The organism is Sorangium sp. So ce145 (assembly GCF_051525985.1).
Lineage (GTDB): Bacteria > Myxococcota_A > Polyangia > Polyangiales > Polyangiaceae > Sorangium > Sorangium cellulosum_B.
The window spans coordinates 6,660,208-6,672,986 of the sequence record NZ_CP150315.1; the positions used below are offsets into that span (position 1 = coordinate 6,660,208).

General features: G+C 68.0%; 13 protein-coding genes. 9 read left to right on the forward strand and 4 right to left on the reverse strand.

Annotation, left to right across the window (positions count from 1 at the left end):
- Positions 1-93: 93 nt before the first annotated feature.
- Complete coding sequence (locus WMF34_RS24395; protein ID WP_437989273.1) at positions 94-600, reverse strand: hypothetical protein; 507 nt, start codon at positions 598-600, stop codon at positions 94-96.
- 973 nt (positions 601-1,573) lie between these two features.
- Between WMF34_RS24395 and WMF34_RS24400 the strand changes: the two genes are divergently transcribed.
- Complete coding sequence (locus WMF34_RS24400; protein ID WP_437989274.1) at positions 1,574-3,634, forward strand: reverse transcriptase domain-containing protein; 2,061 nt, start codon at positions 1,574-1,576, stop codon at positions 3,632-3,634.
- Here the strand turns inward: WMF34_RS24400 and WMF34_RS24405 are convergent.
- Entirely contained in the window at positions 3,619-4,194 is a 576-nt protein-coding gene (locus tag WMF34_RS24405; protein WP_437989275.1) for a hypothetical protein, read from the reverse strand. The genes WMF34_RS24400 and WMF34_RS24405 overlap by 16 nt on opposite strands.
- A gap of 258 nt (positions 4,195-4,452) precedes the next feature.
- On the opposite strand from WMF34_RS24405, the gene WMF34_RS24410 reads away from it, so the two are divergent.
- The 7 genes from WMF34_RS24410 to WMF34_RS24440 all read left to right on the forward strand — a co-directional run bounded on the left by WMF34_RS24410 (position 4,453) and on the right by WMF34_RS24440 (position 9,620).
- The gene (locus WMF34_RS24410; protein WP_437989276.1) at positions 4,453-5,061 is read left to right on the forward strand and encodes a YdeI/OmpD-associated family protein; all 609 of its coding nucleotides are present in this window, start codon (positions 4,453-4,455) and stop codon (positions 5,059-5,061) included.
- A gap of 29 nt (positions 5,062-5,090) precedes the next feature.
- Positions 5,091-5,435 carry a VOC family protein gene (locus WMF34_RS24415; protein WP_437989277.1) on the forward strand — a complete coding sequence of 115 codons (345 nt, stop codon included), beginning with the start codon at positions 5,091-5,093 and terminating at the stop codon, positions 5,433-5,435.
- Between the two features lie 137 nt (positions 5,436-5,572).
- Positions 5,573-6,724 carry a penicillin-binding transpeptidase domain-containing protein gene (locus tag WMF34_RS24420; RefSeq protein ID WP_012237374.1) on the forward strand — a complete coding sequence of 384 codons (1,152 nt, stop codon included), beginning with the start codon at positions 5,573-5,575 and terminating at the stop codon, positions 6,722-6,724.
- A 56-nt stretch (positions 6,725-6,780) separates the two neighbouring features.
- A complete protein-coding gene (gene nth / locus WMF34_RS24425) occupies positions 6,781-7,413 on the forward strand; it encodes an endonuclease III (protein WP_044965656.1) in 633 nt (210 codons plus the stop codon).
- 7 nt (positions 7,414-7,420) lie between these two features.
- Positions 7,421-8,104, forward strand: a complete 684-nt coding sequence (gene ung, locus WMF34_RS24430) for a uracil-DNA glycosylase (RefSeq protein ID WP_012237379.1) — start codon at positions 7,421-7,423, stop codon at positions 8,102-8,104.
- A 7-nt stretch (positions 8,105-8,111) separates the two neighbouring features.
- Positions 8,112-8,876 (forward strand): YkgJ family cysteine cluster protein, encoded by a 765-nt coding sequence (locus WMF34_RS24435; protein ID WP_012237380.1) that lies wholly within the window; start codon positions 8,112-8,114, stop codon positions 8,874-8,876.
- A gap of 126 nt (positions 8,877-9,002) precedes the next feature.
- Positions 9,003-9,620, forward strand: coding sequence for a glutathione S-transferase family protein (locus WMF34_RS24440; RefSeq protein WP_012237381.1), 618 nt, complete (start codon positions 9,003-9,005; stop codon positions 9,618-9,620).
- A 145-nt stretch (positions 9,621-9,765) separates the two neighbouring features.
- Here WMF34_RS24440 and WMF34_RS24445 read toward each other — a convergent pair whose 3' ends face one another.
- Both WMF34_RS24445 and WMF34_RS24450 read right to left on the reverse strand, forming a co-directional pair.
- The gene (locus WMF34_RS24445; protein WP_437989278.1) at positions 9,766-10,710 is read right to left on the reverse strand and encodes a DUF4351 domain-containing protein; all 945 of its coding nucleotides are present in this window, start codon (positions 10,708-10,710) and stop codon (positions 9,766-9,768) included.
- Between the two features lie 165 nt (positions 10,711-10,875).
- Positions 10,876-11,781: a phosphotransferase family protein gene (locus WMF34_RS24450; RefSeq protein WP_437989279.1), complete on the reverse strand. Its 906-nt coding sequence runs from the start codon at positions 11,779-11,781 to the stop codon at positions 10,876-10,878.
- A gap of 84 nt (positions 11,782-11,865) precedes the next feature.
- On the opposite strand from WMF34_RS24450, the gene WMF34_RS24455 reads away from it, so the two are divergent.
- Entirely contained in the window at positions 11,866-12,771 is a 906-nt protein-coding gene (locus WMF34_RS24455; RefSeq protein ID WP_437989280.1) for a PP2C family protein-serine/threonine phosphatase, read from the forward strand.
- The last annotated feature ends 8 nt before the right edge of the window (positions 12,772-12,779 follow it).

Here is a 12,779-nt window from a genome sequence, read left to right on the forward strand (position 1 = left end):
TCCAGGAGGCCGCGCCGGCGGTGCTGACGGCGCGCGAGCGCAGCGTGGACGGAGGACGCGCGGTGCTGGAGCGCGCCGTGGCGGCGTCGGATGTCAGCCCGGCGGGAGCAGGGCGAGCAGCGCTCGGGCGGCGACCCTCTTGTCGAGCACAAGCACGCTCCGGATCAGCTTCGCGCTCCCGGTGAGCTTCTCGCCCAGCGCCTCGCCGGCGATCTCGAGCCGGCAGGCCAGGAGGCGCTGGGGGTAGCGGGAGAGGAGCGCGTCGCAGTCGCGATAGAAGCGGGTGCTGCCGTCGCTCGCGAGAAAGAGGATGCGCGACGCGCGAGCGTTCTGCGGGCTCTCCGGGGCCCGCCTGGCCGCGGCGTCCAGCCCCTTCTGCTCGCCGGCGAGCTTGTCGGCGATGAGCTCGAGCCCGTGGCAGGCGTGCTCGGCCGCGAGCGCGCCGCGGAGCTCCGCGGCCAGCGCGTCGGTCATCGGGAGCGTCGCCACCTGGTTTCGGCCGCTCTCCCACAAGAGACCCGCATGCTTGGTGAGGAGCTCGAACACCGCGTCATGGCGCGGATCAGCGACGAGATCTTTCGGCAGCTTGAGCACAGGCACCTCTGCGCGCACCCTACCAGACCCGGAGCGCGGCGACGACCGCCGCGGCGGCGGGCCTCCCTGAGCCGCCCGCCGGGCGCGTGCTGCGGCCGCGCGGCGTGCCGGCACACATTATCATCGCAGAACGACCAGCGCTTCCCAAGTCGCCTTGCGGCTCAGGCCGGGTACCTTACTCTGCGCACGCGGGGCTCAGGCACGGCGCCCCACTCTGCACATGCGGGCCCGTCGCACCAGGCCAATCCCCTCCGTGGGCTCGCGCGCTCGGCATTCCGGAGCTTCCAGGGGGAGCCCGAGCTGCGCGAGGATCTCCCTCGCCATCGCTGGCGCAGTCACAGCACTTGAAAGACGCATCGCGCCACCACCAGTAAAGCAGAGCACGTCGACCGGATAGGTACGCTGCAGGAGCTGACCTGGATGGAGCCACCGTGGCGCGTCGTCCAGGCGCGGTGCCGCGCCTATCCGCGCGGGCCACCGCGTCCCCTCACGAGCGCCTCTCAGCGTCCCGGAGAGGCCGCGACCGCGCCTGTGTTGAACGGCGCTACCCTACGGCGCCGGACTGCACTCTGGACTTGCGGAGCAGCGCCGCTGTACGAGACGCACCATGCATGGCGTCACCGAATGCGCCCGAATGCATAGACCTGATCCGCCGGGTTCGGTTGGCCCGTCGACCACTTGTTGGACCGCGGACCAGATACTGGCTGCGCGACCGAGCGCCCACCCAGACCGCTAGCCCACGCGGCAAGAACGAGGCCGAACCGTAGCGGCACGACGTCCCCCCTTTACGGGCGCATCCGCCTGAGGTATGGTCGTAACGGTTGGCCATGCAATCGAGGGCTGAAAATGCCGTTGAATTTCGCGGCAGCGCTCCAATGTCCCGGACACGGAGTCGCGTGGCGGTCCAGTTCGTAACAAGGGATCGACTCAAGGGTGGAGCCCTGCATGGTCAACCATTTTTCCCGGAGAGGTTCTCAGCGTGAACACTATTCCGGATGCTCCCTTCCTGTTGAAGCCCTGGGACGCGACCGCTGCAGCAGCCGGGTTGAAGACGGCATCCACGCGTCGCCAGTTGGCTGAGCTTCTCGGGGTAGCATATCCAAGCTTCATGTATTTCCTATGGGGACCCGAGCACGATAATAACTACCGCACATTTGAGGTCCCGAAGAAGGCTGGCGGCCATCGGCTGATCGAAGCACCGATTGGCCCGCTCGCCGCCCTTCAGAGGAGGATCGCGGATGTCCTTGCGCAGCTTTACCGCGTTCCGTTCTGCGCCCATGGTTTTCTCTCGAATCGCAGTATCGTCACTAACGCGAGTCGGCATGTCGCACGCAGCGAGATCCTCAACATCGATCTCAAAGACTATTTTCATTCCGTGACGTTTCCTCGCTTGCGCGGTGCCCTGAAGGCGCCCCCGTACAGTCTTTCGGAGCCTGTGGCAACAGCGATCGCCCACGCATGTTGCCATAAGGGCCGACTACCGCAAGGCGCCCCGACTTCGCCGATAGCCTCGAACATCGTGTTCAGATCTCTCGACAGAGAGATAGCAAAACTTCTCAAACACTCTGGCGTTGCATACACGCGCTACGCCGATGATTTGTCGTTCTCAGCAAAAGAGGGAAATCTTCCCGAATGGCTTGTGTCTACCGGACCGTCCGGTGCAACAACGGTCGGGGCAGTGCTGGCAGAGGTACTGCAGAAAAGCGGATTCGAGGCAAATCCTCAAAAAGTCCGCCTACAAAGACGAACAACACGGCAAATCGTCACCGGACTCGTAGTCAACGAGCGAGTCAACGTCCCCAGACGTCGAATTAGACGAATTCGTGAAACGATCAACGCCTGTTGGCGCTTTGGTCTGGACGTCGTCGCGCAGCGTGCGCTCGGCAATAAAACTCCCGGAACTGGTCCTGACACCCGAACATCATTCATTCAGCGCATGCGTGGCGAATTGGCTTTTGTGGCGATGGTTCGAGGCAAGCAGGACAAGGTCTATTTGCAGCTTAGACGACAGTTCGAAAACGTTGTTCTGGGGAAGACCCCATACGCGCCACCCCCACAGGAGAGGGCGTCGGAGTTTCGTGCTTCAATGCGAATTCTGCACATTTCTGATCTTCATTTCGCCGAACGCGACCACTGGGAAGCAGGGCCCATCCTCCGTAGACTTACCGAGGCCGTGCGTGAACTCTGTGACCGCATCGGCCCACCCGATTTCGTGGCCTGCACCGGCGACATCGCTTTCAGTGGCAAGAAGGCCGAGTACGACCTAGCCGCCAACTGGTTCGTAAACTCGCTGCTTCCGGCCGGAGGTCTACCAACTGACCGATTGCTCCTTGTGCCCGGAAACCACGACGTCGACCGCAGCCTAATCTCAAAGGGTGCTCGCCACCTGCGCCGAGATATTCTTGACAATCCGAAGATCATTCCCGAAATATTCAACGGACTGGCGACCGATCGTGACGCGTTACTCGCAGGAATGTGTGAGTACGATCGATTCGCCTCTGCGCTGGGTTGCGCTTCCGCGAAGACTGGGCCTTGGTGGTTTCAGGAACACACGTTCAAGCACAAGAACAAGGTGCTATTTTGTGGCCTTTGCTCGCCGTGGCTCTCGCAGGGCACAGAAAACGATCACGGTCGACTCTTACTGAGCGACTACCAAGTTAGGTGCGTCACGCCACCAGGGCCGCACGATTTGGTGATCGGACTTGTCCACCATCCACTTGCGTATTTGAATGATGGGGATAACGGAGCAAAGAAGATCCTCTCCTCAACGTTTAACGTTCTTCTCTACGGGCACCTGCACGACCAGGCCGCACGCTTGGTTGTTAGGACCGAAGGCGACGCATTGCTTGAGGTGGCAGCTGGCAGTTGCTACGGCGGAGGCGAGTGGATCAATTCGGTCAACTTTCTCGAATTTGACTTGGATGCACGTCGCTGTCGTCTGCATCGACAAATTTGGGATCCGAACATTCAGCGCTGGCATACGGACTACAACAGCTTTCAGGGGCGTGGCTACGAGGAGATTTCCTACGCGCCGCGATAGGGAATCACCACGTGGTGGAGCACGACACCGGCTTGTTCGGCGACGTAGATCGGCAACAAGATACCGCTGCTACGATACCGGATCGTGCCGCCGCGCAATGTATCGGAATGCTTATTGCTGTTCGCTCGACGTAGAGCCAAGAATAACGAGTTCAACGCGCTGCATGGAGATGCATCGGGAACAGCCTCGGCGATCGATTTTATTGCGCTTTCCATCAGGCCACGCAGCATTGTCACTTCCAATAGGTACCAATGGCGGGGAGAGTTCTCCTCGTGCGTTCCAAATCCGTACAAAACAAGGTTGGCACGCGTATCAACCATCCACCCGGGTCGTTGCGTTGTATTGTTCGCCTTCGTCTCGAGGAAAAAGTTTCCTGTATATTGCCGCTCGACACGCACGAGGACCCGTTGTTCTCCATCGGCACGACTCCAAGTAAATTCGTGAATTCGCCTGTCCTGACTACGGATGACATGGCTGCCATGCGACAGTTGCAAAAGCAAGCACTCCGCTTCCGCAAGTGCTTTCCTGCCGAATTGAAGGTCTTTGCGGTAGTCTCCCATCGGTCGAACTCTAGATGAGAAAACCGCGAACCGGCAGGCTCGTCAAGAAAAAGTTTCGCGGAAGCGCTACCGGTTCTCAGCGAGGCGTTGGACGGACGGGCGTACGAACTGGCGAGTTGGCGACATTGGCACTGCTCGGTCGCCATAGGCAACGTTCGATGATTCCCCTGTCAAGGAAGAGGACTCGTACGTGCAGTGGACCCGGCGTGCCGGCTCCCTTGGTTCCTTGTTCGATAAGCTTAAACCAGGACCGTTCTCATGGCGCCGATCATTCCCAATCCAGACAAGATCAAGAGCTTCCCCACCGAGGCGGCCTTCGAGGCCTGGATGGCCGCGAACCACGCCCGCGAGACCGAGCTGTGGCTGAAGATTCACAAGAAGGACTCCGGCGTGCCGACGGTGACGTACGCGCAGGCGCTGGACGTGGCCCTGTGCTGGGGGTGGATCGACGGCATCCGGAAGTCCTTCGACGAGGTCTCGTTTCTGCAGCGGTACACGCCTCGCAAGGCGAAGAGCGTCTGGAGCCAGATCAACAGGGATCACATCGCTCGGCTGACGGCAGCCGGCCGCATGACCCCGCACGGCCAGCGGCAGGTCGACGCCGCGAAGGCGGATGGTCGCTGGGAGGCCGCCTACGCCCCCATCCGCAGCGCGACCGAAGCCACCCTTCCTGCGGACCTTCGCGCAGCCATCGAGGCGAACCCACGGGCGCGCAAGACGTTCCAGACCCTCGGGCGCCAGAACCTCTTCGCGCTGGCGTTTCGCACGAGCAACATGAAGACGCCCGCCGGGCGCGCGAAGAAAATCGCGGCGCTGGTGGAGATGCTGGCGCGCGGAGAAACGATCGTGCCGGAAGGGCGGCGCTGACCTCGGTCAGCGCGCGCGGCTCCCCTCCAATGAGCGTGCAACGTGTTGCCTACGTGGTCCTCCGGTGCGCGGACCTCGAGCGCTCGCGGCGGTTCTACGAAAGCCTTGGCCTGCGCTTGTCCCCGGAACAGCACGGCAACGGAGCGAAGCACTACGCGTGCGATGTGGGTGGAATGGTCCTCGAGCTCTATCCGCTCTCGGACAGGGCGACGTCCGGCCTCCGCCTGGGGCTCGTCGTCTCCGACCTCGATCGAATCCTGGCGTCGCTCCGAGCGCTGGGCGCGGTGGTCGGCACCATCGGCTCCGAGGGCAGCTCGCCCGTGACGGTCGTCGATCCCGATGGCCATCGGATCGCCCTGGAGCAAGAGCGCTGAGCCGCTCCAGGGCAAAGCCGGGGAGCGCGCGCTGCTCCTCATGAGCCGCTCCCCCCTCCTCCTCGGGCGACGAGGTACCCGTCGCGAGCGCCGCGCGGAACTTGGCCCTCCCGCGCGCCGCCTGGCATCTCCGCGCGGTGCGATCGCGTCTCTTCCTCGCGCTCGCCGCCGCGATCGCCGTCGGGATCGCGCCGGCGACGGCATCTCCGGCGCCGCCGGGCGTCCGAAAGCTCCACGTCGAGGCCGGCGCGGTCCACGCGACGGTCGGCGCGTCGGGCAAGCAGGTGCGCCTCACGCTCGATCCCGAGCTCCAGCGCGCCGCCGAGCGCCTCCTCGCCCGCTCCGGCGCCCCCGAGGGCGCCATCGTCGCCTCCGACGTCCGCACTGGCCGCATCCTCGTGTGGGCGAGCCGCGGAGACCGGGACTACGTCGCCACCCCGCTCGCCCCGAGCGCGAGCCTCTTCAAGATCGTCACCGCGGCGGCGCTGCTCGAGGGCCGCAAGGTGAACATCGCCACGCCCGTCTGCTACACGGGCGGCATGAGCGCGATCACCGCGGCCGATCTGGAGGGCCGCGGCGCCACCTGCACCGTCTTCGGCGAGGCGCTCGGCCGCAGCATCAACGGCGTCTTCGCCCGCCTCGCAGGCCGGCACCTCACGGCCGACGACCTGCGCAACAAGGCCCGCGACCTCGGCTTCGACGGCGAGGTCCCCATCGACATCCCCGTCGCGCCGAGCACCGCCAACATCCCCGCCGGCGGGCTCGGCCTCGCCCGCGCCGCCGCGGGCTTCTGGAGCGGGCGGCTCAGCCCGCTCGGCGCCCTGTTCGCGATGCAGACGATCGCCAACGACGGCGAGCGCGTCCGCCTCTCGCTGCTCGCGCCGCCGGGCGCGCACGACGCCCAGGACCGCGAGGACGCGGGCGCCGTCACGCCGCGGAGCACCGACGGCCGCGGCCTGCGGGCCGACGTCGCGCGCACCCTCCGGTCGATGCTCGAGATCACCACGCGGCGGGGCACCTGCGCCAAGGCGTTCCGCAAGCCCGACGGCACCCGCGCCCTCGGCACCATGCCCGTCGCCGCCAAGACCGGCACGCTGGTCGGCGGCAAACCGTCGCGGATGTTCTCGTGGTTCGCCTCGTTCGCGCCGTCGGATCGCCCCGAGATCGCGGTCTCCGTGATGCTGGCCAACGACATCGCGTGGCGCACCAAGGCGAACCTCGTGGGGCGCGAGCTGCTCGAGATCTACTTCGGCCGGAAGCGTCCGGGGCCCGTGGCCCGGCGTCGCTGAGGGGCCGAGCCCCGCTGACGGGCGGCCCGGGGCTGGGTTACGCTGCGATGACCCCCATGAACGCCCGAGACCGCATCCCCCTCCTCCTCGAGCAACTACGCGAGGAGTACCCCGACGCGCGTTACGAGCTCGACTGGAAGACGCCGCTCGATCTGCTCGTCGCGACCATCCTGGCCGCGCAATGCACGGACGAGCGCGTCAACCGGGTGACCGCCACGCTCTTCCCGAAGTACCCGACGGCGCAGGCGTACGCCGACGCGCCCACGGCGGAGCTCGAGGAAGAGCTCAAGCCGACCGGCTTCTACCGCCAGAAGACGAAGACGGTGCAGGCCACGTGCAGGGAGCTCGTCGCGCGCTTCGGCGGCGAGGTGCCCGCGACCATGGCCGAGCTCACCACGCTGCCCGGCGTGGCCAGGAAGACGGCGAACGTCGTGCTCAACACGGCGTTCGACATCCCCTCGGGGATCATCGTCGACACCCACGTCGCCCGCCTCAGCGGGCGCATCGGCCTCTCGAAGCGCGAGAAGCCCGAGCAGATCGAGGAGGATCTGATGAAGATCGTGCCGAAGGACCAGTGGACGTTCTTCGGCCCTGCGCTGGTGCTGCACGGCCGCTACACCTGCGTCGCCAGGAAGCCGAAGTGCGGGGAGTGCCGGATGAGCGAGTTCTGTCCGAAGGAAGGGGTCTGAACGAGAGATGAAGATCGATCTACCTGCCTCGTGGGAGCGCGTGCTCGCCGGAGAGCTCGAGCAGCCGTACTTCAAGAAGCTGGCGCGCTTCGTCGAGGACGAGCGGAAGGCGCACCAGGTGTTTCCGGCGGAGGAGGACGTCTTCGCCGCGTTCAAGCTCACGCCGTACGAGAGCGTCCGCGTGCTGCTCCTCGGCCAGGATCCGTACCACGACGACGGGCAGGCCCACGGGCTGTGCTTCTCCGTGCGCCCGGGCATCACGCCGCCGCCGTCGCTGGCCAACATGTACAAGGAGGCGGTCTCGGATCTGCCGGGCTTCACGATCCCGGGCCACGGCTGCCTCACGACGTGGGCGACCCAGGGGGTGCTGCTGCTGAACACCGTGCTCACCGTCCGGGCGCACACGCCGAACTCCCACAAGAACCAGGGCTGGGAGTCGTTCACCGACGCGGTCATCAAGAAGGTCAACGACAGGCCCGACGGGGTGGTGTTCGTGCTCTGGGGCGGCTACGCGCAGAAGAAGGCGAAGCTCATCGACGCGAAGCGCCACACCGTCATCAAGGCGGCGCACCCCTCGCCGCTGTCGGCGAGGAGCGGCTTCTTCGGCAGCAAGCCGTTCTCGACCATCAACAGCGCCCTCCGCGCCCGCGGCGTCGACGAGATCGACTGGCGGCTCCCGGAGACCGCGTAGCGCCGCGATGACGCGGCGGAAGCGCTCCCTGCCGCTCGCCCCCGGGACGCGGTACACCCCCGCCGTCCTCGAGGGGATCGCCGACGGGGAGCGCGCCGCGCTCGCGCTGTCGCTCGCCGCGCGCACCGAGGCCGGCGCTGTGTCGGCCGCGGCCTCGGCGCTCGCGCGGGCGGAGGCGCTGCAGGGGGCATCGGTCGCCGCCGAGCCGCCCGAGCGGCCCATCGCCTGCAAGGCCGGCTGCGCGACCTGCTGCGTCAGCAAGGTGCTCGTGCTGGCGCCGGAGGTGCTCCGCATCGCGGCCCACCTGCGCGCCACGCGGAGCCAGGCGGAGCTCGCCGCGCTGGAGGAGCGCGTCCGCGCCGCCGACGCGGCGACGCGCGGGCTCTCCCGCCTGGAACGCGCCGAGGCCGGCGTCCCCTGCCCGCTGCTCGACGAGCGCGGCGCCTGCTCGATCCACGCTGTCCGCCCGATCGTGTGCGCGGGCTGGAGCTCCCTCGACGCCGCCGCGTGCGAGCGCCACTTCGCCGCGCCCGCGTCCGTGCCCACGGCGCCGATGCACCGCCCGGGCTACGAGGTCGCCAACGCCGTCCTCGCCGGCCTGGGATGGGCTGCGAAGGAGCAAGGCCTCGACGCCGCGCCGCTCGAGCTGATCGCGGCCCTGCGCATCGCGCTCGAGCGCCCGAACGCCGGCGAGCGGTGGCTCGCGCGCCTCCCGGTCTTCGCCGCGGCCCGCGACGCCGAGTGGCAGGAGGATCGGCGGCGCGAGGGCTGATCGCGCGCCGCGGTCGGCCCGCGTCATCCGGGCGATCGCGGTCGGAGAAATCCGTTTAGGCTAGCGCGCCGTGGAGGCCGCCGCCGGTCGGCGCCTCGCGACGGAACACAGGTCTAAGGAGACGCGATGAAGATCTACGGACATCCCATGAGCACGTGTACGCGCAAGGTCCTGACGGTGCTCGCCGAGAAGGGCCAGGAGGCGCAGTTCGTGCTCGTCGACCTGATGAAGGGCGCGCACAAGCAGCCCGAGCACCTCGCGCGCCACCCCTTCGGCGTGATCCCGGTGCTCGAGGACGAGGACTTCACGCTCTACGAGTCGAGGGCGATCATGCGTTACCTCGATCACAAGCTTCCGGGAGCTCCGCTGACGCCGACCGAGCTCAGGGCCAGGGCGCTCATGGATCAGTGGCTCAGCGTGGAGCAATCGTACTTCGCCACCCCGGCGGTCAAGATCGTCTTCCAGCGGGTCTTCCTGCCGATGCAGGGCAAGCCGGGCGACGAGGCGATCGTCGATGCGTCCAAGGCCGAGGTCTCGAAGGCGCTCGACGTGATCGAGAAGGCGCTGGCCGGCCACGAGTACCTCGCGGGCTCGAGCTACTCGCTGGCCGACATCTCGTGGATGCCGTACCTCCAGTGTCTCGTGGTGTCGAAGCTCGGGGATCTCATCACCGATCGGCCGAACGTCGGGGCGTGGTGGAAGCGGATCAGCGAGCGCCCCGCCTGGGTGAAGGTGTCGTCCTGACGCCTGCCGGCCCGCCTTGAGCGGGCCGTCTTCTGCGCAGAAAGAGACGGGGTGGTCGGCGACGCCGGGGACGCTGGTGCATCGCTGCCGCCCCTGCGCGGCCGCGCTGCTGCCGGACGGCCAGGGGCGGCGGGCCCTCGGCCCTTCAGCTCGGGGCGCCGAGCACCTCGTCGAGCGTCCGCGCGCCGAGCACCCGCTCGCCCCACCGCTCGAGCTCGGCCACGTCGGCTGCATCGACGCGAGCGACGACGGCGGCGGGCAGCTCGCCGAAGCGGGCCCGGAGCTGCCGCAGCAGGAGGTTGCGCCCCCCTTCCTTCAGCCCCTCGTCGCGCCCTTCCTTCAGCCCCTCGTCGCGCCCCTCGTTGCGCAGCTTTTGCTGGTAATCCTCGAACCACGCCCGGATCTCTGCGCTCACGTCGTCCTCCTCGCTCGTCGCCTGCTCATCGAGCCCGAGCTGGAAATGTACCAGGAGAGGCGTGGCGACGCTCCTCTCCCAGGCGTCCTCCGGTATCGCCGCCAGATCGGCGAGAGCCTCGCGCAGCACGCGCCCGGAGCCGAGCAGGCGCAAGAGCAGCGTCTCCTGCGTCCGGGGCAGCTCGGACAGCACGACGATGCGAAGCGCGAGCCCCGGCGCCGCGTGGGAGACGCCGGGCTTCGCCTTGCGGCACTCGTACGCTGCCAGCACGCTCTCCGGCCGGCCCGAGCTGATGACAACGAGCGTGGGGAAAGCCACGGCCGGCTGGGTCGATGCGTCGGGTTCCGCATCGTTCGACGAGGCGCCGACTGGAGACGCTTGCGCGCGGGCCCGGCGTTCGAGCTCGTGATACCAGGTGAGCTGCTTGCGCAGACACGAGCGGACCTGCCGCAAGCCGGGCGTGCGGTGAAACGGCTCGAACAGGCTCGGCTCCGCGGAGAGCTCGCCCAGCAAGCCCATCCCGGCGCGCTCAGCGTCCCGCGCCGGATCGGGCACGCTGTAGACATCGATTTTCTGCGTCGCCGCGAGCACCTCCACCTCCGTCTCCGGAGACGAGGCTCGGCTCAACGCCTCGCGCAGAATGTTCTTCGCGAACTGGTCAGCGCCGTTGTGCATCGGCGTCGCACCCTAACCGCATCACGGTGAACGGCCCACAAGATAGAGCGGAAGATCCGCGACAAGCATCCTTACGCGAGGAGCTCAGCGCTCATCACGAAAACGACTCTCCAAGCTGCGGCGCACGCCGAGAAGCACTGTCGAGCGATGCCGGGTTCGACGTCTTCAATCCACCTCAGTCCTCGCTTCCCCTGTGGTCTGAAGAATACGGCCACAGACATCGGCCGCCCGGCGCGAGCCAGGCTCCACCCCGTCGAGGAGCCCCACCAGGTTGAACAGGTCGAACGCCGCGGCCCAGCGCTCGAACTCCTCGGGGAGCGGCGCGCTCTCGCGGTAAGCGCCCGCGAACGCCGCGACGAACTCGCGCCCCGGGCTCCAGCGCAGGAGCTGGCCGACGTCCATCAGGCCCGGCCCTGCGTACGCGAACTCCCAGTCGAGCACGAGGAGCTCGCCCGACGACAGCCAGTGCAGGTTCGACGCCTTGAAATCCCCGTGGAGGAGCACGGGCGCCGACGCCAGCGCGCGCAGCGCCTCCGCGTTCGCGTCGAGGAACGCGCGCACGCGCTCGCTCAGCTCGCCGCGCAGGGCAGGAGCCAGCCTGTCGAGGACCGCGTCCACATGACCCCGCAGCGCGCCGATGCAGTCGGCGAACGGCACGGACACGGCGAGCTCCGGCCCCAGGAAACCCGCGCTGTCGTAGCCGACGCCGTGAATCTCCGCGAGCGCGCGCCCGACCGCTGCGCCGCACATCGCGGTGTCCTGGAGCGGAACGTGCGGGACGTGCTCGAGGACGAGGAAATCGTCACCCGCCGACAGGACCGCCGGGACGCGGAACGACCTCCAGCCATGCGCGAGCAGGCTGGCCTCCTTCGGCGCCGCGCTGGCGTCTCGGCGGTACACCCGCAGCACGCGCTCGGCGCCGAGGCGCACGTTCACGTTGGCGTGCCCGCCGGAGAGCACCTCCACTTCGCCCGTGAACGGCGGGATCCGCCGCTCGATCTCGGCGCGCGCGAGGGTCTGGACGTGCGCGGCGCGCTCCCACGCGCGCTCGGGGTTGGGGAGCAGCCTCATGCGGTCTCTCTTCATTTGAGGCACGAGGCGCGCCGCGCGTCGAGCGCCCTCCCTCGGACAGCGCCCCCGCGGTACGATGCGCGCATGCCCGTGTACCGCACGTCCGCCGTCGAACACGCCGCGGCGGTCGCCGTGGCGGCCCGGACCGACGTGGGCCTCAGCCGCGAGCACAACGAGGATACCTTCCTGATCAGCGATCTCGCGCGCGGGCTCGCCCATGGGCCCGCGGCCGCCCAGGCGTCCGTCGAGCCGCCGCTCGCCCTGTCGCTCGCCGTCTACGACGGCTCCGGCGGCGCGTCGTCCCCCGACGCGGCGAGCCGGCTCGCGGCGCGCATCGTCCACGCCACCCTCACCCGCTCCGCGCCCCGATCGAGCGACGCCCTCGAGCGGAGCCTCCTCGAGGCGATCGGCGAGGCCGGGCGCGCCGTCCGCGACAACGCCCGCCGGAGCTCACAACACCGGAACAGCGGCACCACGGCGACCGTGGCCGCGCTCTGCGATGAGCGCCTCCTGCTCGCGCAGGTCGGCGACAGCCGCGCCTACCTCCTCCGCAGCGGCGTCCTCACCCAGCTCACCCGCGACCAGACCCTCCTCCAGTCGCTGCTCGACAGCGGCAAGCTGCGGCCCGAAGAGGCCGCCACCTTCGAGCACAGGGGCGTGATGCTCCAGGCGCTCGGGCTCCGCGAACACCTCAGGATCGCGCTCTCCGCCGTCGAGCTCCGCCGCGAGGACACCCTGCTGCTCTGCACCGACGGGCTGAGCGACCTCGTCGACGATCAACACATCGCCGCCGCGCTCGACGCCCACCCCGACCCCGCGGCGGCCGCCAGCGCCCTGATCGACGCCGCGCTCGCCGCCGGAGGCCGCGACAACGTGACCGCGCTGGTCACCCGGTTCGACGGCCCCTGGCTCGCTCCGCCGGCCAGCGACCGCGCCACGGAGATCGTCGAGATCGCCAGGTTCTCCGAAGGGCCGACGCGCCGCTCCTGACGGCGCGC